At 72.0% G+C, this 21276-nt stretch carries 18 protein-coding genes and 1 pseudogene; 4 read left to right on the top strand and 15 right to left on the bottom strand.

From position 1 onward, the window contains the following. Positions 1–56: 56 nt before the first annotated feature. Positions 57–1187: an N-methyl-L-tryptophan oxidase gene (gene solA, locus HUT10_RS34515; RefSeq protein WP_176175010.1), complete on the top strand. Its 1131-nt coding sequence runs from the start codon at positions 57–59 to the stop codon at positions 1185–1187. Here solA and HUT10_RS34510 read toward each other — a convergent pair. The 3 genes from HUT10_RS34510 to HUT10_RS34500 form a co-directional block, all read right to left on the bottom strand. Then, on the bottom strand, positions 1176–1829 hold the full coding sequence (locus HUT10_RS34510) for a dTMP kinase (RefSeq protein ID WP_254897146.1): 654 nt from the start codon (positions 1827–1829) through the stop codon (positions 1176–1178). The genes solA and HUT10_RS34510 overlap by 12 nt on opposite strands. Positions 1830–1891: 62 nt before the next feature. Beyond that, positions 1892–2641, bottom strand: coding sequence for a hypothetical protein (locus tag HUT10_RS34505; protein WP_176175009.1), 750 nt, complete (start codon positions 2639–2641; stop codon positions 1892–1894). Further along, positions 2638–3213 (bottom strand): papain-like cysteine protease family protein, encoded by a 576-nt coding sequence (locus tag HUT10_RS34500; RefSeq protein WP_176175008.1) that lies wholly within the window; start codon positions 3211–3213, stop codon positions 2638–2640. Before HUT10_RS34500 ends, HUT10_RS34505 begins: the two co-directional genes overlap by 4 nt. 248 nt (positions 3214–3461) lie before the next feature. On the opposite strand from HUT10_RS34500, the gene HUT10_RS34495 reads away from it, so the two are divergent. Then, the gene (locus HUT10_RS34495) at positions 3462–4460 is read left to right on the top strand and encodes a hypothetical protein (RefSeq protein WP_176178166.1); all 999 of its coding nucleotides are present in this window, start codon (positions 3462–3464) and stop codon (positions 4458–4460) included. Positions 4461–4613: 153 nt separating this feature from the next. On the opposite strand, the pseudogene HUT10_RS34490 reads toward HUT10_RS34495, so the two are convergent. The 5 genes and pseudogenes from HUT10_RS34490 to ahcY all read right to left on the bottom strand — a co-directional run. Continuing rightward, positions 4614–4841: pseudogene (locus HUT10_RS34490) on the bottom strand (DUF2992 family protein); the annotation flags it as partial. A gap of 36 nt (positions 4842–4877) precedes the next feature. Further along, positions 4878–5219: a VOC family protein gene (locus HUT10_RS34485; RefSeq protein WP_217709662.1), complete on the bottom strand. Its 342-nt coding sequence runs from the start codon at positions 5217–5219 to the stop codon at positions 4878–4880. Further along, positions 5219–5662 (bottom strand): type II toxin-antitoxin system VapC family toxin, encoded by a 444-nt coding sequence (locus HUT10_RS34480; RefSeq protein WP_176175006.1) that lies wholly within the window; start codon positions 5660–5662, stop codon positions 5219–5221. The genes HUT10_RS34485 and HUT10_RS34480 overlap by 1 nt, the downstream gene beginning before the upstream one ends. Continuing rightward, positions 5656–5943 carry a toxin-antitoxin system HicB family antitoxin gene (locus HUT10_RS34475; RefSeq protein WP_176175005.1) on the bottom strand — a complete coding sequence of 96 codons (288 nt, stop codon included), beginning with the start codon at positions 5941–5943 and terminating at the stop codon, positions 5656–5658. Before HUT10_RS34475 ends, HUT10_RS34480 begins: the two co-directional genes overlap by 7 nt. Positions 5944–6053: 110 nt before the next feature. Then, positions 6054–7526, bottom strand: coding sequence for an adenosylhomocysteinase (gene ahcY, locus HUT10_RS34470; protein WP_176175004.1), 1473 nt, complete (start codon positions 7524–7526; stop codon positions 6054–6056). Between the two features lie 92 nt (positions 7527–7618). Between ahcY and HUT10_RS34465 the strand changes: the two genes are divergently transcribed. Next, entirely contained in the window at positions 7619–9877 is a 2259-nt protein-coding gene (locus tag HUT10_RS34465; protein ID WP_176175003.1) for a hypothetical protein, read from the top strand. 51 nt (positions 9878–9928) lie between these two features. Here the strand turns inward: HUT10_RS34465 and HUT10_RS34460 are convergent, their stop codons facing one another. The 3 genes from HUT10_RS34460 to HUT10_RS34450 form a co-directional block, all read right to left on the bottom strand. After that, positions 9929–10633: an LPXTG cell wall anchor domain-containing protein gene (locus HUT10_RS34460; protein WP_176175002.1), complete on the bottom strand. Its 705-nt coding sequence runs from the start codon at positions 10631–10633 to the stop codon at positions 9929–9931. Between the two features lie 270 nt (positions 10634–10903). Beyond that, positions 10904–12421 (bottom strand): amino acid permease, encoded by a 1518-nt coding sequence (locus HUT10_RS34455; RefSeq protein ID WP_176175001.1) that lies wholly within the window; start codon positions 12419–12421, stop codon positions 10904–10906. Positions 12422–12501: 80 nt separating this feature from the next. Beyond that, positions 12502–13419: a cation diffusion facilitator family transporter gene (locus HUT10_RS34450; protein ID WP_176175000.1), complete on the bottom strand. Its 918-nt coding sequence runs from the start codon at positions 13417–13419 to the stop codon at positions 12502–12504. Between the two features lie 132 nt (positions 13420–13551). On the opposite strand from HUT10_RS34450, the gene HUT10_RS34445 reads away from it, so the two are divergent. Continuing rightward, positions 13552–16467: a BTAD domain-containing putative transcriptional regulator gene (locus tag HUT10_RS34445; RefSeq protein WP_176174999.1), complete on the top strand. Its 2916-nt coding sequence runs from the start codon at positions 13552–13554 to the stop codon at positions 16465–16467. A 762-nt stretch (positions 16468–17229) separates the two neighbouring features. Here HUT10_RS34445 and manA read toward each other — a convergent pair. The 4 genes from manA to HUT10_RS34425 form a co-directional block, all read right to left on the bottom strand. After that, positions 17230–18459 carry a mannose-6-phosphate isomerase, class I gene (manA, locus tag HUT10_RS34440; protein ID WP_176178165.1) on the bottom strand — a complete coding sequence of 410 codons (1230 nt, stop codon included), beginning with the start codon at positions 18457–18459 and terminating at the stop codon, positions 17230–17232. Between the two features lie 55 nt (positions 18460–18514). Then, positions 18515–19609, bottom strand: a complete 1095-nt coding sequence (locus tag HUT10_RS34435) for a hypothetical protein (protein ID WP_176174998.1) — start codon at positions 19607–19609, stop codon at positions 18515–18517. Next, positions 19593–19814 (bottom strand): Trm112 family protein, encoded by a 222-nt coding sequence (locus HUT10_RS34430; protein WP_091317709.1) that lies wholly within the window; start codon positions 19812–19814, stop codon positions 19593–19595. Before HUT10_RS34430 ends, HUT10_RS34435 begins: the two co-directional genes overlap by 17 nt. An 83-nt stretch (positions 19815–19897) precedes the next feature. After that, on the bottom strand, positions 19898–21253 hold the full coding sequence (locus tag HUT10_RS34425) for a phosphomannomutase/phosphoglucomutase (protein ID WP_176174997.1): 1356 nt from the start codon (positions 21251–21253) through the stop codon (positions 19898–19900). Positions 21254–21276 lie beyond the last annotated feature (23 nt).

The following is a 21276-nucleotide window of genomic DNA, read 5'->3' as shown; positions in this document are numbered from 1 at the left end:
GGACTGTCCACTGTGGAAGTATCACTCGGGTACGCCCGGCTTCCGGAGAGTGCGGCATGACGCACTACGACGTGATCGTCGTCGGCCTCGGCGGGATGGGCAGCGCCGCGGCGTACCGGCTGGCGCAGCGCGGGCAGCGGGTGCTCGGCATCGACCAGTTCGCGCCGGTGCACAACCGCGGGTCGAGCCACGGCGGTTCGCGGATCACCCGCCAGGCCTACCTCGAAGGCCCCGAGTACGTGCCGCTGCTGCTGCGGGCCCACGAACTGTGGGACGGCCTCGAGCGCGACAGCGGACGGCGGCTGTTCACCCGCTGCGGCGGCCTCATGGTCGGCACGGCGGATTCGCGCACGATCACCGGCAGCGTGGCCTCGGCGGAGGCGTTCGGCATCCCGCACGAGCTGCTGGACGCCGACGCGATCCGGCGCCGCTTCCCGACGATGGCGCCGGCGGACGGCGAAGTCGCGCTGTACGAGCCGGGCGCCGGCCTGGTCTCGCCCGAAGGCAGCGTCGCCGCGCACCTGCAGCTCGCCGCGCGGTGCGGTGCGGAACTGCACCACGAGGAGAAGGTGTTCACCTGGAGCACCACGGCCTGCGGGGTGCGCGTCGGGACGTCGCACAACTACTACACGGCCGGCCGCCTCGTGCTCTGCCCCGGCGCGTGGGCCGGTGAGCTGCTGCGCGGCTTCGGCGTCTCCTTCACGGTCCGCCGTCAGGTGCAGTACTGGTTCGCGCCCTCGGGCGGGATCGCGCCGTTCCGCGAGCACCCGGTCTACATCTGGGAAGGCGACGGCTACACGTTCTACGGCTTCCCGGCGCACAACGCGCCCGCGGACGGCGTGAAGGTCGCCTTCCACAGCGGCGGCCGGACGTGCACGCCGGACGGCATCGACCGGGAGGTCTCCGGGGACGAGGTGCACGAAATCGCGTCCGTGGTGAAGCGGCACCTCCCGACGCTGCCCGGCGCGTTCCTCCGGGCCGCGACCTGCATGTACACCGACACCGCCGACGAGAGCTTCGTGCTCGCCCCGCACCCGGCCGAGGAGCGGGTGGTGCTCGCCTGCGGGTTCTCCGGCCACGGCTTCAAGTTCGCCCCGGTGATCGGCGAAATCCTCGCCGACCTGGTGGTGGCCGGCGCCACCGCGCACCCGATCGAGCAGTTCGACCCGGCCCGGCTACTGCCCTAGCAGCGTCGCCGCCAGCGCTTCGAGGTCCACGCCCGCGACGCCGTCCAGGACGTGCCACGGCGCCAGCCAGCCCGCCGCGGCCAGCTCGTCGTAGACGGCCGCGCACCGCCGCTGCAGGCCGTCGTCGGTCTCGAACGCGTCGCGCTCCCGGCCGGTCTCGGTCTCCGCCCGGCGTTCGGCGCGCTCGGCCGCGACCGCCGGAGCGACGCGCAGCAGCAGGTGCGCGTCGGGGCGGGGCAGGCCGAAGCGATCGACCTCGAGCTCCCACACCCACTTCACGACTTCGCCGGACGCGTCCTGCCGCAGGCGCGCGGCCGCGTACGCGGCGTTGGAGGCGACGTACCGGTCGAGCAGGACGACGTCGTGCGCGTCCCGCAGTGCGCGGATCTCCTCCGCGGCGCCGCTGCGGTCCAGGGCGTAGAGCATCGCCATGCCGTAAACGGAGTCGGCGAGGTCGCCGTGCCCGCGGTGCAGCGCCTCGCGGACGAGGTCCGCGTGCACGCTTTCGCCGTAGCGCGGGAACGCCAGAGACGCGACGCTCGCGCCCTTCGCGTTCAGCGCCGTCGTCAGCCCGTCGGTGAGCGTGCGCTTGCCCGCGCCGTCGAGCCCTTCGATGACCACCAGTCGACCCACGGTGGTCACCCTAGCGATGGTGGACCGGCGGGCTCGGTGGAAGGGGATCGACGCCGAGCCCGCCGGTTCGTCTAGGCGGCGTGCCGCCGCAGGTGGAGCACGTAGCCGGCGCCGCTGATCGCGAGCACGCCGACGAGGATCAGCAGCGGCACCCAGCCGGTGTCGTGGCCGGACGGTGCCGGGCCGCCGTCACCGCGGGGCATCACCTGAGACGTGGCGTCGTAGCCGCCGGCCTCGCCGTCGCGGGCGTAGGCCGAGCCCGGGAGCTTGTCGGCGTAGCGGGCTCGGACGATCCCCTGGTAGCCGTCGACCGCCTGGCCGTCGGCCAGCGACGTCACCCGGCCGCCCGAGACCGCGTACCAGGCGTCGATCTGCGGTTCGTGCAGCAGCTGGGCGCCCGCGGGCAGCTTGCGGGCGTACTCGCCCTCGACGTCACCCGAAGCGATGTTGCCGATCTGCCAGGCGCCGTCCGCGCCGCGGACCGACCAGAGCGTCGCGGACCGGCCGTCCGAGGCGCGCGCGGGGATCGCGAAGTAAGCGAAATCACCCGGCGCCGCGTCGGGCTTGCCTGCGACGTAATCCGGCGAGAGCTCGTACACGGGGTAGGCGTCCGGCGCGATCTGCACCGAAACCGGGCCCTGGGCGCCCGGCGCCTGGGCGAAGAACCCGGCCAGGACGTCCTGGAGCCCCACGGCCGCGCGGTGCGCCGCGGAGGCGTCGGCGCTGCTGATGCCGGCGGCCTGGGCCGCGCCTGACACCGGAGCCGTCATCAGCAGCGCCGCGCCCGTCAGCACGGCGAGCACGAGCGCCCGCCTGCTCATCGGGCGATCCCGGTGAGCGTGTGCGTCCAGGTGAAGGAGGGGTTCTGCGTGTAGTAGCCGTAGGTCGACCAGTTGTAGCGCTTGGCGGGGCCGGGGTCGCCCCAGAACACCCAGTCGCCGCGGGTGTCGTAGCCGTAGAGGACGTGCGTGTGGCCACCGCCCGAGCGGTAGCCGACCCGGGTCTCGACCGGCCGGTTCGCCGCCGTCTGCGTCCGGATGTCGGCGTAGGAGATCCGCCGGTCGAGGTAACGGCCGGGCGAGCTGAAGCCGAGCCGGGCGAAAGCGCGCTGCGGGTCGGCGAGCGTGCCGGGGAGGTTGGCGCAGTCGGTGCCGTTCTCGCCGTGGGCGAGCTGGCAGAACCGCGTCTGGCTGACGACCTCGCCGTGGAAGGCGGCGATGGTGTTGCCCGCGCCGGCCCAGCACCACTGGTTCTTCTGCTGGAGCTGCAGGACGATCTGGTTCCGGTACGTCGACGGCACTCCGGGCGCGGCTCCGGCTGTGGCCGGCGCGACCAGGCACAACAGCAGGCTCATCGCCAGTACGGCGTGGACCTGGCTCGACTTCACCAGCACGGACGGCCTCCTGCTCGAACGTGGGGCGAACCAGCGGTGGTCACAACGGTGAACAACGCGGTCACAAGGAGCAAGAACGCCATCCGGAGGAACGGACCGTTCCGGGGGACAGCCGGAACGCGGAACGCTCACCTCAACGAGGCCAACCTCCCTGAACGGGGGTCGGCACGGCCACCCTACGCTGCTACCGTGAACGTTCCGCGGTGTTCACGCCCAGCGCACACACTGGTCGGGTGAAGGGACGAGCGGTGGTACAAGACGGGAACCTCCCACTGATCATCGATGGCGCCCGCACGACCCGGGCATCGGTCGCCGAACTGCCGAAAGAGCTGACCGAGGCCCTGCGCACCGGCGAGTTCCACCACGCGTTGCGACTGGCGATCGCCTATCGCGGGCTGTCACTGGCCCGGCTGCGGGCGCACCTCGCGCTGCGCGGGGTCCAAATCGGACAGTCGACGCTGAGTTACTGGCAACGCGGGCTGCGCCAGCCCGAGGTGCCGAAGGCGCTGCCGGCGGTCCGGGCCCTGGAATCGGTCCTCCAGCTGCCGGCGGACGCCCTGGTGGTGCTGATCGGGCCGAGGCTGGTCCGCCGCGGCCACCAGCCGGCGGCGTCGTTCCACGACCTGCGTTCCGGTGACATGGGGTCGATCGTCGAGGACCTGCTGGCCGAGCTGGGCGCGTACCCGTCGTCGAACCACTACAACGCGGACCTCGAGCTGCTGTCGGTCCACGACACGATCACGTTCGACGCCGAGCACCGGCAGGTGAGCTTGCGCACGCGGCTGGTGACGCGGGCCCGCCGCCACGGCCCGGACCGGTACCTGACGGTGTACAACGGCGACCCGGGCTGCCGCATCGACGACGTCGAGCTGATCACGGACGAGGGCTGCCGCGTCGGGCGGATGCGCCGCAACCCGGACGCGGACACGATGGCGACGGAGCTGCTGTTCGACCGCAAGCTGGCCGAGGGCGACATCCACGTGTTCTGCTTCGAGGTCCGCGACGACTCGGGCTCGGCTTCGCCGGGGTATTACCGCATGCTGCGTGACCGCTGCGCGAGTTTCCTGGTCCAGCTGAGGTTCGACCGCAACGCCCTGCCGGCCCGGTGCACCCGCCAGGTCCGCGCCCGCGACGACGCCCTGCCGGTGGTGGCGGAGGAGCTGCCGTGCGACATGGGCGGGGTGAGCAGCGCGTTCTTCAACGACGCCGGACCCGGGTTGGCGGGGGTTGCGGTGGAGTGGAACTGAGCCGTGTCGACCCCCTGATCACGCGTGTCGACCCTCGAATCACGCGTGTCGGCCGGCTGTGCACAGCTGATCCGGCGAACTCGCGGTCCGGAAGGGTCGACACGCGTGATTCCGGAGTCGACACGCGTGATTGAAGGGTCGACACGGACTGCGCTAGTGGCCGCGGTGTTTGGCTCGTGACTTGGCCTTGGCCAGTGTGCGGCGGCGGGTGGCCTCGGCGGCCGCGCGGCGTTTGCGGGCCGCTTTGTTCTCGGCCGCGTTGTGGGTGACAGCGTCGCGCAGGGCGCGCCGGGCAGCCGTGCCGATGCCTTCGTCCGTCTGGGCTTTCTTCGCCAGCTTCGCGAGACGCTTGGCGTTGAGGCGGGCCGTCGGGCGCTGCGCGAGCGGGACCGGCGGTGGCCGAGAACACCCCCGAGGTTACGCGGGCCCACCGCCGATGCCGACCTCGTTTCCCTCGGGGTCGCGGTAGATGATCTTGCGCACGCCGTTGGCGTAGGTCTCCCGGTCCGCGGGCTCGAGGCCCCGCTCGGCGATCGCCGCGACGCGCTCGTCCAGGTCGCCGACGAACAGGACGTGCATGGCGTGCCCGGTGGCCCGCTCGGGCCGGCGCTCGACGAAGACGGCACCGTGCTCGGTGACCTCCCACAGGGCTTCGGTCTCGCTGACCACGTAGGTCGGCGGCGAGCCGAAGAGCTTCTCGTACCAGACCAGCGCCCGCTCGTAGTCGAGCACGGCGATGCCGGCCATCAGGTCGACCATCACAACACCTCGAACCCGTTCGCCTTCGCGGCTTCGGCCTGACGCTCGTCGCGGGTGACGAAGGTGACCGGCTCGCCGCCGGTCAGCTCGGCGGTGTCGTGCATCGCGACGGCGATGTGGATCGCGTCGAGGGTGCGCACCGGGTGGTTCTCGGTGACCAGCCGCCGGGCCGCCGGGAAGATCCGGTGCGGTGCCAGCGGGATCACTCCCAGCACCGTGCGCGTGTCCCGGTCGAACTGGGTCAGGAACTCGCGGGCGTCCGGGATCCGGCCCGTCCGATTGGCCGCGGTGAAGGCGCTGGCGCACTCCAGCCGGGTCAGCTCGCTGGTGAGCACCAGGTGCCCACCGTCGATCAGGAGGTTCCGCAGCTGGACGTGGTCGGCCTCATCGGAGAGATAGGCCCCGACCACGGCACTCGTGTCGGCGTAGAAAACGGTCACCATTCACCCCGGGTCCAGTCGAGCGCCTCACTGACAGCCGTGCCCCAGCCACGCGAGCGTTGTTCCAGCTCGTCGTGCCCCGGTGCCTCACCCTCCGGCTCGAAGGTGATCAGCTTGCCTTCCGCCACCAGGCGGTCTCTCCGCTCCAGCGCGGTTTCGGTCTTCGCCACCACGCCCCTCAACGCTTCCGTGACCAGGTCGTTCATGCTGCGCCCTTCGGCTTCGGCCCTCGCCTTCAACCGGGCGTGCAGCTCGTCGTCGATCCTCGTGATCAACTGTTTCACCACTCCATGATAACACGTCACCCATTCGTGCTATCACTGTTCAAGGCGCAGAACAAAGGGCCGCCCCGAACACTTTCGGGGCGGCCCTGACCAGCTAAAACGCGAAAACCTCAGTACCGGTAGTGCTCCGGCTTGTACGGCCCTTCGACATCCACGTCGATGTACTCCGCCTGCTCCTTGGTCAGCTTCGTCAGCTCACCACCGAGCGCCTCCAAGTGGATGCGGGCCACCTTCTCGTCCAGCTTCTTCGGCAGCCGGAACACCTCGTTGTCGTACTCCTCGTGCTTGGTGAACAGCTCGACCTGCGCGATCACCTGGTTCGAGAAGCTGTTCGACATCACGAACGACGGGTGCCCGGTCGCGTTGCCCAGGTTCAGCAGCCGGCCCTCGGACAGCACGATGATCGTGTTGCCGTTCGGGAACACCCACTCGTCGACCTGCGGCTTGATGTTCACCTTGCGGATGCCCGGGTAGCGCGCGAGGCCCGCCATGTCGAGCTCGTTGTCGAAGTGGCCGATGTTGCCCAGGATCGCCTGGTGCTTCATCTTGGCCATGTGCTCGACCAGCACGACGTCCTTGTTGCCCGTCGTGGTGATGACGATGTCGGCCTCCGGCAGGGCCTTCTCCAGCGTGCGGACCTGGTAGCCGTCCATCGCCGCCTGCAGGGCGCAGATCGGGTCGATCTCCGTCACGATCACGCGCGCGCCCTGGCCGCGCAGGGACTCCGCCGCGCCCTTGCCGACGTCGCCGTAGCCGCAGACCACCGCGACCTTGCCGCCGATCAGCACGTCCGTGCCGCGGTTGATGCCGTCGATCAGGCTGTGGCGGATGCCGTAGCGGTTGTCGAACTTCGACTTCGTCACCGCGTCGTTGACGTTGATCGCCGGGAACAGCAGCTCGCCCGCCGCCGCCAGCTGGTACAGGCGGAGGACGCCGGTCGTCGTCTCCTCGGTGACGCCGCGGATGCCCTCGCCGATCTTCGTCCACTTGCCCGTGTCCGCCGCCACCGACGCGCGCAGCAGCTCGAGGAACACGCGGAACTCGTCCGAGGTGTTCTCGTCGGGGGTCGGCACGACGCCGGACTTCTCGTACTCGGTGCCCTTGTGCACCAGCATGGTGGCGTCACCGCCGTCGTCGAGGATCATGTTCGGGCCCTCGCCGTCCCAGGTGAGCATCCGCTCGGTGCACCACCAGTACTCCTCGAGCGACTCGCCCTTCCACGCGAACACCGGGACACCCTTGGGCTCCTCGGTCGTGCCGTGCGGGCCGACGACGACGGCCGCGGCCGCGTGGTCCTGCGTCGAGAAGATGTTGCAGGACGCCCAGCGCACCTCGGCACCCAGCGCCACCAGCGTCTCGATCAGCACCGCGGTCTGCACGGTCATGTGCAGCGAGCCCGACACGCGCGCCCCGCGCAGCGGGTAGACCTCCGCGTATTCGCGCCGCAGCGCCATCAGTCCCGGCATCTCGTGCTCGGCGAGGCGGATCTCCTTGCGGCCGAACTCGGCGGCCTCGAGGTCGGCGACGGCGAACTCGATGCCGTTGCGGGTCTCGTGCCGCTTGGCAACGCTTTCGGGGGTCATAGTGGCGATTCCTCCAAGACTCGATGACACCCGAACACTACCGTTGTCCGCTCGACTGTCCCTAGAAGTGTTAGGAGGCCCTTACCGTGCCCATGCCCGGCCCCGACACCCGCGTCGTGGAAATCCGCGTCGCCGGCCTCGTGGGCACCAGCGGGGAGACCCTCCTCGACGCCGTTTCGACCGTCGACGTCGCCGGCGACGGCCTCGGCCGGGTGATCCGCCCGGCGGACCGGCTGCGCCGCCCGGCGCCAGGGCCGGTGCTGCCGGCACTGGGCCGGTCGATCCCGCGGACCCTCGAGGGCTACCTCTGGCACGGCATGACCTCGGGCGGCGCCACGAAGGCGACCTGGGCGCTGCTGTTCCCGTTCTCGCTGGCCAACGTCTGTTTCTGGATGCTGCCCCCGGTCCCGCCGGAAAGCCGCCTCGCCCGCGTCCTCGGCGCCGTGTGCCGCGGGCTGCTGCGCGTCGGCGCCCTGCTGCTGACGATGCTGCTGATGGGCCAGCTCGCGGCGATCGCGCTCGACCTCTTCGCCACGCAGTGCCTCGCGCCCGGCTCCGGCTGCCTGCCGGTGGTCCCCGACGTCCTGCGCACGACGGCCGCCCGGATCACCGTCGGCGTGCTGCCGCTGCTGGCCGTGATCTTCGTCCTGCACCGGATTTCCAGCGCGACCTGGGCGGTGCACGCCGACGGCGACCTCACCGGCGGCCCGCTGCGGATGCGCGCGGACAGGGAGACGCCGGCGCTGCGCTGCCTGCACACCGTCGCGGCGCTGGCGTCGGTCGCGCTGCTGCTGCTCGGCGGGCCGTTCCGCGTGCCGGGCGAGAGCTTCGGCCTCGTCGTGTGGATCGTCACCCTCTCCGTGGTGCTCGCCACCGTGGTCGCCGCCGCGATCGGCGTCGACACCGGCCGGTTCGCCCGGCCCGGCGTGCTCGCCTTCGCGACGCTGCTGGTCGTCGTGGCCGCGGTCCGGCTCCGGCCGGGCACCGGCCCGCTGCCCGGCACGAACGGCGTCGTCGAGGGCCTCGGCGCCGCCCTGGTCGTCGTCACCGTGCTGTTCGCCCTGTTCCTCGCCCCGGCGGCGCTGCTGGCCCGGCCCGGCTGGAAGCACAAGCCGCAGCGGCTGCGGCCGTGGATGGGCGGCTGGGCGGCCGCGCCGGTGCTCGCGCTGGCCGGCCTGCTGGGCGGCGGCTTCGGCGCGGGGCTCGCCGAAGCGCTCCGTCGCCTTTCCGGCGCGGAGCGGCTGCAGGTGCCCACCACGTACTTGCTGGTCACCGTCCTGTGGGGCGCCGGGCTGGCGCTGGCCGCGGTCCTCGGCGTGCTGGGTTTCGCGGTCGCCGTCCCACTGCGACGGCTGCGGCGGGGCATCCCCGAGATCGTCGAGCTGATGGAGCACGACGAACGGCAGGAGGCGCAGGCCGCGGCGGCCTGGGCGCGGTCGGCCTGGGAACGGCGGCACCTGCACCACCTGGCGCTCGCCGTGGCGAGCGCGATGTCGGCTGGCGGCGCGGCCCTGCTCGTGCTGCGCTTCGGGTTCGGGCTGGTCCCCGGCTGGTTCGGCCCGCTGTCCGCGATCGGCGTGGTCGCCCTCGGCGCGCTGGCCGCGGGCCTGCTGCGCGTGGTCTACACGGCCGCGCGCACCCCGCAGCGCAGCCGGCACCTCGGCGCGCTGGCCGACCTGGTCTGCTTCTGGCCGCGGGCGGCGCACCCGACGGTCCCGCCCTGCTACGCGCTGAAGGTGGTCCCGGAGCTGGCCGCGCGGGCCCGCGAGCACCTCGCCGAACCCGGCACGCGCGTGGTGCTCTCCGGCTACAACCTCGGCAGCCTGCTCACGATCATGGCGGCCGCCCGGCTCGCGGCCGAACTGCCGGAGGCGGACCTCGAACGCGTCGGCGTGCTCACCGCCGGGTCCCCGCTGCAGTGGGGCTACCAGCGCGCCTTCCCGGCGTTGCTGCCGCAGGAGGCGCTGGAACGGCTCTTCGCCGACCTCGACGGCCGCTGGCGGGCCCTGTGCCGCGGCACCGACATCTTCGGCGGCGGCGTGACGACCTGGCGGCACTCGGTCGCCGACCGGCGGCTGCACGGCGTCGGGTTCCTGCCCGACGGCGGCTGCGGCCCGGTGTCGGCGACGGCGGACGGCAACGGCGTCCTGATCCTCGGCGGCGATCACTGGCTGCCGGACCCGCTGCGCGGCCCGACCGGGCGGCACCGCTGGGCGCCGGGGGTGCTCAAGCACCAGGACTACGTGGTGGACGCCGAATGGGACCACGCCGTCGCGATGGCCGCCGGCCTCGGCAAGCCGTCCTGGGGCGAGCAGGGCTCGCTGTTCGGGGACTTCCCCCCGAAACGGTGAAGGCCCCTCGCGCGCGGAGCGAGGGGCCTTCAGCCGGGGACTAGCTCAGCTTCACTCGGAAGCCTTGCGGCGGAACTTCAGCAGTGCGAGCAGGGCGCCACCGGCGACGAGCAGCAGCCCGCCGACCCAGATCAGCCACGCGTTGTCGAAGCCGGTGTTGGCCAGGCCGCCACCGGTGCCCGACTCGTTGCCCGCCGGGACGACGGCCGGAGCGGTGGTGCTGCTGGTCGGCGAGACCGAGGTGTCCGAGGTCGCCGGGGTGCTCGGCTTCGTGGTCTCGGTCGACGGCGCCGGCCGGGTCGGCTTGGTCGTCGTGGTGGGCTGGGTCGGCTTCGTGGTCTTCGTGCCGCACAGGAACCACTTGTCGATGTTCGGCTGGCGGCCGCTGAAGGTTTTGGTGGCCTTCAGGTCGTTCCACGGCGCGGCCGGGGAGACCTTCTGGCCGCCCTTGCCGGTCTTTCCGGGGATGTACTCGTTGAAACCGTCGTCGCCGCCGATGACCACGATGCGGGTCACGGTGACACCGTCGTGCACCTTGGTGATGTTCAGGGTGCTCTTGCCCTCGCCACCGGTGAAGTCGACATCGCCGTGGTCGAGCTTCTGCCCATCCGCGCACGGGGCGTGGTTGCGGTCCGGGATCGGGTTCGACCGGCCGTCGTCGCTGTAGCAGGCCAGGGCCGAACCGGCGGTGCCGATGAGGGCAGCGGTGGTGAGCGCCATGACCGCAACGGCGCCGCGGAAGGAACGTCTGCGCATGAGTTCTCCAGTACCGAACGGGGGAGGAACGGCAAAATCGGGGGACCGTGACGCCACTGCCTGTGGGAATCACGCGGCTGTAATTCACCCGTCAGTGGCACACGAAGGCTCGAAAGGTATCGCACGTCACTCGACCGCTTACAGGGGGTCCCCCTTTGCGTACAAATCGCAAGATCCTCTTGATCAAGCCGTAACCTCGCGTCAAGCAACCCAACGAGAAAAGCCCCGCCGACCTGGGCATCCAGGACGGCGGGGCTTTTCCGGCGCAAGTCAGGCTTCGGGCGCCTTCACGGGTTCGTCGGCCTGCCGCTTGCCGAGCAGGGAATGGCGGCGGCTGTAGCCGAAGTACAGCACCACGCCCACCACCATCCAGGCGATGAACCGCAGCCAGGTCAGCACGGTCAGGTTCAGCATCAGCCACAGGCAGGCGAGGATGGCCAGGATCGGGATCAGCGGCACCAGCGGCACCTTGAACGCCCGGGGCAGGTCCGGTCGCGTCCGCCGCAGCACCAGCACGCCCGCCGAGACGAGCACGAACGCGAACAGCGTGCCGACGTTCACCATCTCTTCGAGCTTGTCCGCCGGGAAGAACCCGGCCGCGAGCGCGACCAGGCCGCCGACGATGAGCGTCGCGCGCTTCGGCGTGCCGTGCTCGCCGGTCTTCGCCAGGCCGCGCGGCATCAGGCCGTCACGCGACATCGCGAAGATGATCCGGACCTGGCCCAGCATCAGCACCATGACGACGGTGGTCAGGCCGGCCAGCGCGCCGAAGGAAATGATGTTGGCCGCCCAGTCGACGCCGTTCGCGGAGAACGCCGTGGCGAGGGTCTTGTGGCTGCCGTCGCCCGCCTTGGTCGCGAGGTCCTTGTACGACGTCATGCCGACGACCACGAGCGACACGGCGACGTACAGCACGGTCACGATGGCCAGCGAGCCCATGATCCCGCGCGGCACGGCCTTCTGCGGGTTCTTGGTCTCCTCCGCGGTGGTCGCCACGATGTCGAAGCCGATGAAGGCGAAGAACACCAGCGAGGCGCCGGCCAGCAGGCCGAAGACGCCGAACGAGCTGCTCGCGCCGCCCGCGATCAGGGAGAACAGCGACTGGTCGACACCGGTCTGGCCGGCCCCGCCCGTCTCGCCCGGCGGGATGTACGGCGTGTAGTTGGCGCCCTTGATGTAGAAGAGGCCGAGGATGATCACGAACAGCACCACGGCGACCTTGATCCCGGTGATCACCATCGACACCCGCGAAGACAGCTTCGTGCCGACGGCCAGCAGCGTCGTCAGGATCGCCACGACGAGCAGCGCGCCCCAGTCGACGGTCACGCTGCCGATGTCGAACGTCGTCTTCGTGCCCTTGCCGAAGAGGTAGCCGAGCACCGTCTCGAGGTACACCGACCAGCCCTTGGACACCGCGGCGGCGCCGACGGCGAGCTCGAGGATCAGGTCCCAGCCGATGATCCACGCCATGAACTCGCCGAAGGTGGCGTAGGAGAACGTGTACGCGCTGCCCGCGACCGGCACGGTCGAGGCGAACTCGGCGTAGCACAGCGCCGCCAGCGCGCAGGCGATCGCCGCGAAGACGAAGGCCAGCGAGACCGACGGACCGGCGTAGTCACCCGCGGTGCGCGCGGTCAGCGTGAAGATGCCGGCACCGATGACGACCGCGACGCCGAAGACCGTGAGGTCCCACGCGCTCAGGTTCCGCCGGAGCTTGGTGTCCGGCTCGTCGGTGTCCTTAATGGACTGCTCGATCGATTTGGTGCGCCACAAACCCGTTCCGGGCACGGTTGACCTCCTGCGGCTGGCCTGCATGTATCGCAGTGGGTCACCCTATCGGGTCAGTCGGGTGACGGCTCGTTGAGAAGCTACTTCGCGAGGCTGCGGTCGAGGTCCGGTTCGAGGTAGATCAGCTTCGCGACGGGCACCTTGGCGCGGACGCGCGCTTCGGCGTCGTCGATGGCCGTGGCCAGCTCGGCCGTGTCGAGGCCGGGCACCATCGCGAGCTTCGCCGCGACGAGCAGCTCGTCCGGGCCCAGGTACTGGGTGCGGATGTGGATGACGCGCTCGACCTTGCCCGCGGCCAGTTCGTCGACGATCGTCGCGAGGACGTTTTCGTTGGCGCCTTCGCCGATGAGCAGGCTCTTCATCTCGACGATGAGGATGATCGCGATGACACCGAGCAGCGCGCCGATGGCGAGGGTGCCGACGCCGTCCCAGACGGGGTTGTCCGTGATGACGGACAACCCGACGCCGAACAGCGCCAGGACCAGGCCGAGCAGCGCGCCGGCGTCCTCCAGCAGCACCACCGGCAGCTCGGGCTCCTTGGCCTGGCGGATGAAGCCCCACCAGGTCGCGTCACCCTTGATCTTCTTCGACTCGCCGATGGCGGTGTAGAAGCTGTAGCCCTCCAGCGCGACCGCGACCAGCAGGATGACCACGGCGACGATCGGCGAATCGAGCGGCTCCGGGTGGCCGATCTTGTGGATGCCCTCGTAGATCGCGAACGCGGACCCGAGCGTGAAGAGCATCAGCGCGACGATGAAGGAGTAGAAGTACCGGTCGCGGCCGTAGCCGAACGGGTGCTCCTTGTCGGCCTCCCGCTTCGACGTCTTCTGCCCGAGCAGCAGCAGGCCCTGGTTCGTGGTGTCGGCCAGCGAGTGCACCGACTCGGCCAGCATCGACGAGGACCCGGTGACGAGGAAGCCGACGAACTTGGCCGCCGCGATCCCGGCGTTCGCACCCAGTGCGGCGAGGATCGCCTTGGTTCCGCCTCCAGCTGACACGACCGCTCCCCTGCTGACGTTCCCGATTTGCCGGTTTGGAGCCTAGAGGACCCCCTCCGGTTCCCGCCCCACACCGCCCGGTTTTGTCGGACCCCTTCGCTACGGTGGCGGTTCCGGCACGGGAGGGTGGCCATGGCTCACTTCGGCGTGCTCGGGCCGCTCGCCGTCGAAGCGCCGCCCGGGCACTGGGTCGCGTTGCGCGGCGAGCGGCAGCGCACGCTGCTGGCCGTGCTGCTGCTCAACGCCGGCCGGCCGGTCGCGGTCGACGTGCTGGTCGAGGCGTTGTGGCCGGACGGGCCGCCCAAGTCGGCCACCTCCAACCTGCACACCTACCTCTCCCGGCTGCGCGAGCGGATCGACGGCCTGCGGGTCGAGCACGGGCCGCTCGGCTACCGGCTGCGGGCCGAACCTGCGGAGCTCGACCTACTCGGGTTCCGCGCCGCCGTCGCCGAAGGGCGGCGAGCGGCGGACCCGGTCACCGCGGCCGGGCACTACCGGCGGGCGCTCGCGCTGTGGCGGGGGCCGGTGCTGGCCGGGCTGCACGTGCCGCGGCTCGAGGCCGACGTCGCCCGGCTGGAGTCCGAGCGGCTGGCCGTGTTCGAGGACTGCGTCGACGCGGAGCTGACCGCGGGGCGGCACGGCGAGCTGACCGGCGAGCTGCAGGCCGTGCTCACCGAGCACCCGCTGCGCGAGCGGCCGGCCGCGCAGCTGATGGTCGCGCTGCACCGGGCCGGACAGCAGGGCAGCGCGCTGGAGGTCTACCGGCGGCTGCGGACCACGCTGATCGAGGAGCTCGGCGTCGAGCCGGGCGCGGAGGCGCGGCGGGTGCACGCGGCCGTCCTGCGCGGCGAAGACCCGGTCCCGCGGCTGCCGCCCGCGGTGTGGCCGGTGTGCCAGCTCCCGCCGGACGCCGGGGACTTCACCGGCCGCGAAGCCGAGCTGGCAGAGCTGACCGGCGTGCTCGGGGCCGGCTCCGGCGTCCCGGTCGCGGTGCTCAGCGGCGAGCCGGGGGCAGGCAAGAGCACCCTCGCCGTGCGGGCCGCGCACCGGCTGCGCGCCCGGTTCCCGGACGGTCAGCTGTACGTGCCGCTGGCGGGCCGGGACATCGGGGAGGTGCTGGCCGACCTGCTGCGCGCTCTTGGTGTCCCCGGCCCGGCGGTGCCGGACGACGTGCGCGCGCGGGCGGCGGTGTTCCGCGGACGGCTCACCGACCGGCGGGTGCTGGTGGTGCTGGACGAAGCCGCCGACCCCGAGCACGTCCGCACGCTGCTGCCGGGCACGCCGGGCTGTGCGGTGCTGGTGACGAGCAGGCGCCGGCTGAGCGGGCTGGCCGGCGCGCACCGGCTGCAGCTCGGTCCGTTGTCCGGCGCGGACGCCGCCGAGCTGCTGCACCGCTTGGCCGGTCCGCGGGTCGAGCGGGAGCGCGCCGACGCCGAGCGGATCATCACGGCGTGCGCGCGGCTGCCGCTGGCGTTGCGGATCGCGGGCAGCAGGCTGGCCATCCGCCCGCACCTGCGGCTCGGCGAGCTGGCCGGACGGCTGGAGGACGAGGTCCGCAGGCTCGACGAGCTGACCGTCAGCGACCTCGCCGTCCGGAGCAGCATCGCGCTGAGCTACGAGGCCCTGCGGCCGCCCGCGCGGCGCGCGTTCCGGCTGCTCGGCCGCTGCCGCCTCGCCGACCTGCCTGCCTGGGCGGTCACCACCCTGATCGACGACCCGGACGCCGACGAGGCCGTCGAAGAGCTGGTCGAGGCGAGCCTGCTGGAGGCCCGCGGAGCGGACGGGACGGGCGAAGGCCGGTACCGGATGCACGACCTGGTCCGGCTGTACGCGGCGGAGCTTCCCGAGCCGGCGCCGGGCTCGGGTCTCGCGACCGTGCTGGCGGCCACGCTGGCACTCGCGGACGAGGCGGCGGCCCGGCTGCCGCGCACGCTGCCGATGCCGTCCCCGGCGCACGAGCCGCCCGCGCAGCCGTTGCCGGCTCCGCTGGTGGAGCGGCTGCTGGCCCGGCCGGACGACTGGTTCGCGGCCGAGCGCGCGAACCTGGTGTTACTCATCGGCACGCTCGCGCCGCCGGACGCCCTGCTGCTGCTCGATCGTCTGGGCGCGTACCTGTACCTGCACGGGCACTACGCCGACATGCGCGCGGTGTACGAGTCGGTGTCGGCAACGGTCGCCGAGGCCACGCTGACGCTGTTGCGGCACACGCGTGGCGAGTACGAGGAAGCGGCGGCCCGCTACCGGGCGTGCGCGAAGGAGCTCGAGTCGGCAGGCGACGGCCGCACGCACGCGTGGGTGCTGGCGAACCTGGCGCACTGCTTGATCGGCTTGGGCCGCGCGGAGGAGGCCCTGGAGACGGCGGGCCAGGCCCAGGAACTGTTCACGCTGGACGAATCGGCGGCCGGACTGGGCTGGGCACGCGCGGCGGAGTCGGCGGCGTTGCTCCGGCTGGGTCGCATCCCCGACGCCCGGGAGGTCGACCGGGCAGCGCTGGCCGCGGCCCGCTCGACGGGTGACGCCCGGATGATCGGCGAGGCCCTGCACAGGTACGCGTGGTCGTCCTTGCTGACGGGCGACGACCCGGGCGCACGGGCGGCGATCGCGGAGTCGGTGGAGCTGTTGCGGGGGACGCTGGCGAGGTCGGCGCTGGCGAAGTCGCTGCGAACGTATGGCGCGATCTCGGCGGCAATAGGTCGCCGCGACGACGCGACGGCGGCGTTCGAGGAGGCGCGTGAGCTGGCCCGCGAGCTGGACGAGAGGCCACGCGAGCTGTCGTGCACCAGAGCACTGGCGGCGGCGTGGATCGGCGAGGGCCGGGCGGGGCAGGCGATCCCGGTGCTGAGGGCGTGCTTGGACGAACTCCGCGAGATGGGCGGTCGAGCGGCAACGGGGTTGACGTGGCTGGTGCTGCACCGGGCGTATGTGGCGATGGGTGACGTGGGAGAGGCGGCGGAGGCGGAGAGGGAGGCGGCAGAGCTGACGGACCCACGCGACGCAAGCGCAGCAGCCCTGCGGCGGGCGTTGCTGGCGCTGACCGAGCCGGCCTGACAAGCCGAAGCCGCCACTCGCGCCGAGCTGAGCCGACAGTCCGCCACCTTGCCGCCGTAGAGGCTGGCGGGCGGCCCGAGGGCATCTCGGGCGGTCAGCCCGAGCGCTAGCCGAGCGACCCTGCCGGGCGAAGGCAGCCCCGCGAACCAGGCCGCCTAGAGGCTCAGCCGCGGCGAGGCTGAGCCGCGGGCCGCTACCCCGCCGCCGGGGAGGGTGGCGGGCGAGATCAGGTGGTGCTGCCCCCTCACCGCACCACCCGTCTCACCGCGCCGGGGTGACCGCCGAGGTGGTGCCGCCCCCTCGCGGCACCACCTCCAGCCCACTGACGCCGGGCAGATCCCCCCGACCGGCGTCACCCCCAGCGGACCCGGCGGCGCGCATCAGCCCACCAGGGTCCCCCCTTGGTGTTGATCGTGGCGGAGCCCGCCACACGGAACGCACACAGAAACTCCCCGCCCCCACACAGCCACCCCGGACTCCCGTGACCCGCCGGCCAGTTGCCCGCCCCGGGGAAGATCTGCGTACCCAGACGGTCGGCTTGCGCACCCAGCCGGTCGGATCGCGTACCCAGACGGTCGGCTTGCGCACCCAGCCGGTCGGATCGCGTACCCAGGCAGTCGGCTTGCGTACCCAGAGGGTCGGCTCGGTACCTACGCGGGCCCGACCCTTCAGGCACGCCAGCCGACCCTCCAGGGACGTCGGCCGACCGTCCGGGTACGCGGGCTGAGCCTTCCCGTGCGGAAGGCGGAGGTGCGGGCGGGGTCAGTCCTCGCAGGTGCCGGCCGTGGCGCGGAAGAGCTGGGCCCGCTCCCCACCCAAAGCCCGGATCCGGACCGGCGGATCCGCCGCCGGCAGCCACACCGACTGGCCCCTCCGCAGCTCGACCTTCTCGCCGTCGTCCGCCGTCACCAGCAGGTCGCCCGCCGTGCACAGCAGGATCTGGGGCCCCACGCTGTCCACCGAGATCTCGTCGTCCTGGCCCGCCGCCCACTCCACGCGGGACAGCTCGAACTCCGGCGCGTCCGTCCGGTACACCGACACACGGCCACCCACGTCGCCGCACTGGACCGGCATCTCGCCGCACGCGAAGTCGACCACGCGCAGCAGCTCCGGGACGTCCACGTGCTTCGGGGTCAGACCACACCGCAGAATGTTGTCCGAGTTGGCCAGGATCTCCACGGCCGTCCCGTGCAGGTACAGGTGCAGGTTGCCCGCCGGCAAATAAATTGCCTCGCCCGCGCGCAACGTCAGCCGGTTCAGCAGCAACGCCGCCAGCACCCCGGCGTCACGCGGGTGCGCCTCGCCGAGCTCCAGGATCGTGCGGCACTCGACCGCGAACTCGCCGTGCTCCTGCACGTGCCGGACGCACGCGTCGAGCACCTCCGGCAGCAGCGAATCCAGCGACGCCTGCGGCAGCGTGATCCACGTCGTGAACAGCGCGCGCAGCCCGGACGGGTCCGGCTGGGCCTCCAGCAACCCCGTGTACTTCGCCAGCCCGGGCGTCTCGATCGCCTTCAGCAGCTTCACCGTCCGGTCCGGGGCGCGGAACCCCGCCAGCGCGTGGAACTCCGTCAGCGCGCACACCAGCTCCGGCTTCGCCGTCGGATCCGGGTAGTTCCGGTTCGCCGCGTCGCGCGGGATGCCCAGCTGCTCCTCGCGGGCGTGGCCCTCGGCGGCCTGGGCCGCCGACGGGTGCGCCTGCATCGACAGTGGCTCCTCCGCCGCGAGGATCTTCAACAGGAACGGGAGCCGCCCGCCCCACCGCTTCGCGCAGCGCTCGCCGAGCTGGGTCACCGGGTCGGCGTCCACCAGCTCGAGCAGGCTCCGCTCGGTCCCGTCGGGGCCGATGACGTGCGACGGGTCGCCCGGGTGGGCACCCATCCACAGCTCGGCCTCGGGGTGCGGCGCGGGTACCGGACGGCCCAGCAGCTCGGGAATCGCCGTCCGCGATCCCCAGGCGTAGGGCCGCACCGCGTTGCGCAGCAGCTCCACTGTCACCTCAACTCCACTCCTTCGGGCACCGGCCGGAGCCGGTGCTCGGCAGGTCTCACGCCGTCGCGGGCGCGAAGCGGCCCGCGCCGCCGATGCTGCCCGCGGCCAGCCCGAGGTAGACCGCCGCCAGTTCGAACCGCAGTGCCAGCACCGCGGCCCGTACGATTTCGTCGGCCTCGATCTCCTCGGCCGGCGCGATGACGTCCGCACCCGGCAGCAGGTCCTCGGCCTGGTAGCGCGCCGCGTCCGTGGCCGGACCGGTCCGCACCGAGAGCAGCAGCACCCGGGTGGGGATGTCACCAGAGGGATCGTCCGGATCGGCGAAGATGTCACGCTCTCCGCCACCTGATTGCGCCGCCCGCCGCAATGCGGGGCGCGCCAGGGCCTGACGATAGTCCTCGACGTCACACACCGTGGCCGCGTGGGCGGCGAACGCGTGCGCAGCGTGTTCGCCGACGGCCACCGCGACCGGGTCCAGCCCCCACAGCAGGGGCACGCGGTCGGCGACCCGCAGCGCCAGCGCCTTGGCCGGGTTCGCGAACGACTCCCGGGCCAGGTAGTCCTTTTCGGCTTCCAGGTCCAGCTGGTCGGCCAGCGCCTGGACGTCGGAGATCAGCAGGCCCAGCGCGTTCGCGGTGAGCAGCCCGGCGGCCAGTCCGCGCGGGAACGCCAGCTCCGGCGGCACCGGGATCCGCGGGGCCAGCAGGACGCCCTTGCCGGCCACGGAGGCCGCCACCGGGCCTTCCGACGGCGCCGAAAGCACCACCGAGGCGCCGTAGCGGGCGGCGCGTTCGAGGGACGCGGCCAGCTCGCGGTCACCCGGGTCGTCGGTGTGCGCGAAGACGACGTCGAGCGCGCCGATCCAACTCGGCACCACCTCGGCGACGACCACCGGGACCGGGCACGACGGCGCCAGCAGGGCGGCCAGCAGCCGGGTGAGCGTGCGGCTCACCCCCGGCCGGTCGATCAGCACGACGGCACGCGGGCGCCCCAGGTCGAGCCGCTCGGACAGCTCCAGCTCCGCGGCCAGCTCGGCGGTCGCCCGCACCTGGGCGCCGGCCATCGCGGCGGCACGGAGCAACCCCGCGCTGTCGGCCTCGGCCAGCCGCGCGGGGTCGTCGAGCAGCGAGTCGTCAAGCACTGTCGGCATCGGAGTTCCCGTGTTCCCCGGGCAGGGTCGCTTCGTCGAGCAGCAGCACCGGGATGCCGTCACGGACCGGGTACACGCGGCCGCATTCCGTACACGTCAGCGCGTCGGCCTCGGGGTCGTCCGGGGCGCCCGGCCGGAGCGGGGCGTGATCGGGCGACGGGCACGCCAGGATCTCGAGGAGCTGGGCGTCGAGCGTGATGGCCATGGTTCCTCCATACCACGCGGGGGACTGTGGTGAAGAGCACTTCAGGACACAGTTCGGCCCCTACGCGCACTCGTAGGGGTGGGTCAGTTGCGGATGATCGCGAGCACTTCGTCGACCAGCCCCTGCACGGCCTCGGCGTTCGCGGCTTCGACGTTCAGCCGGAGCAGCGGTTCGGTGTTCGACGGGCGCAGGTTGAACCAGGCGCCGCCCGGCAGCTGCACGGTCAGGCCGTCCAGCTCGTCGATCTCGACGCCGGAGCGGGTGCCGAAGGTGTCCTTGACCGCCATCATCTTCGCGACCTGGTCGTCGACGGTGGAGTTGATCTCCCCCGAGGCCGCGTAACGCGAGTACGCGCTGGTCAGCTCGCTCAGCGGGCCGCTCTGCTCGCCGAGCGCGGCGAGGACGTGCAGCGCCGCCAGCATGCCGGTGTCGGCGCGCCAGAAGTCGCGGAAGTAGTAGTGCGCGGAGTGCTCGCCGCCGAAGATGGCGCCCGTGCGGGCCATCTCGGCCTTGATGAACGAGTGCCCGACGCGGGTGCGGACCGGCTTGCCGCCGTGCTCGGCGACGATCTCCGGTACGCCCTTGGACGTGATCAGGTTGTGGATGATCGTGCCGCCCGGGTCTTTGGCCAGCTCTCGCACGGCGACCAGCGCGGTGATCGCGCTCGGCGAAACCGGCTCGCCGCGCTCGTCGACGATGAAGCAGCGGTCGGCGTCGCCGTCGAAGGCGACCCCGGCGTCCGCGCCGACCTCGCGCACCTTCGCCTGCAGGTCGACGATGTTGGCCGGGTCGAGCGGGTTGGCCTCGTGGTTCGGGAAGCTGCCGTCGAGCTCGAAGTACATCGGCACGACCTCGATCGGCAGGCCGTCGAAGACGGTCGGGACGGTGTGCCCGCCCATGCCGTTGCCGGCGTCGACCACGATCTTCAGCGGCCGGCTGCCCGACAGGTCGACGAGGTTGCGCAGGTAGGCGGCGTAGTCGGCGAGGACGTCGCGCTCGCTCACGGTGCCGCGCTGGCCCTCGAACTCCGGCACGCCCTGCTCGACGGTGTCGCGGATCTCGGCGAGCCCGGTGTCCTGGCCGACCGGCGACGCGCCCGCGCGGCACATCTTGATGCCGTTGTACTTGGCCGGGTTGTGGCTCGCGGTGAACATCGCGCCCGGCAGGTTCAGCGAACCCGAGGCGAAGTACAGCTGGTCGGTGCTGGCCAGCCCGATGCTCACGACGTCGAGGCCCTGCGAGGTGACACCCTCGGCGAAGGCCGCCGCCAGCCCCGGCGACGAGTCACGCATGTCGTGGCCGATCACCACCGACGGCGCTTCCGGCTTGATGAGCAGGGCGAACGCGGCGCCGAAGTCGCGGACGAGGTCCGCGTCGAGCTGCTCGCCGACCACGCCGCGAATGTCGTAGGCCTTCACGATGCCCGAAAGGTCTGGCACGCCGTCTCCCCGCGAATAGTCGT

The organism is Amycolatopsis sp. Hca4, from assembly GCF_013364075.1.
GTDB lineage: Bacteria > Actinomycetota > Actinomycetes > Mycobacteriales > Pseudonocardiaceae > Amycolatopsis.
Note: the sequence above shows the minus strand (reverse complement) of the source record. Positions and strands in the feature narration are given on the sequence as shown.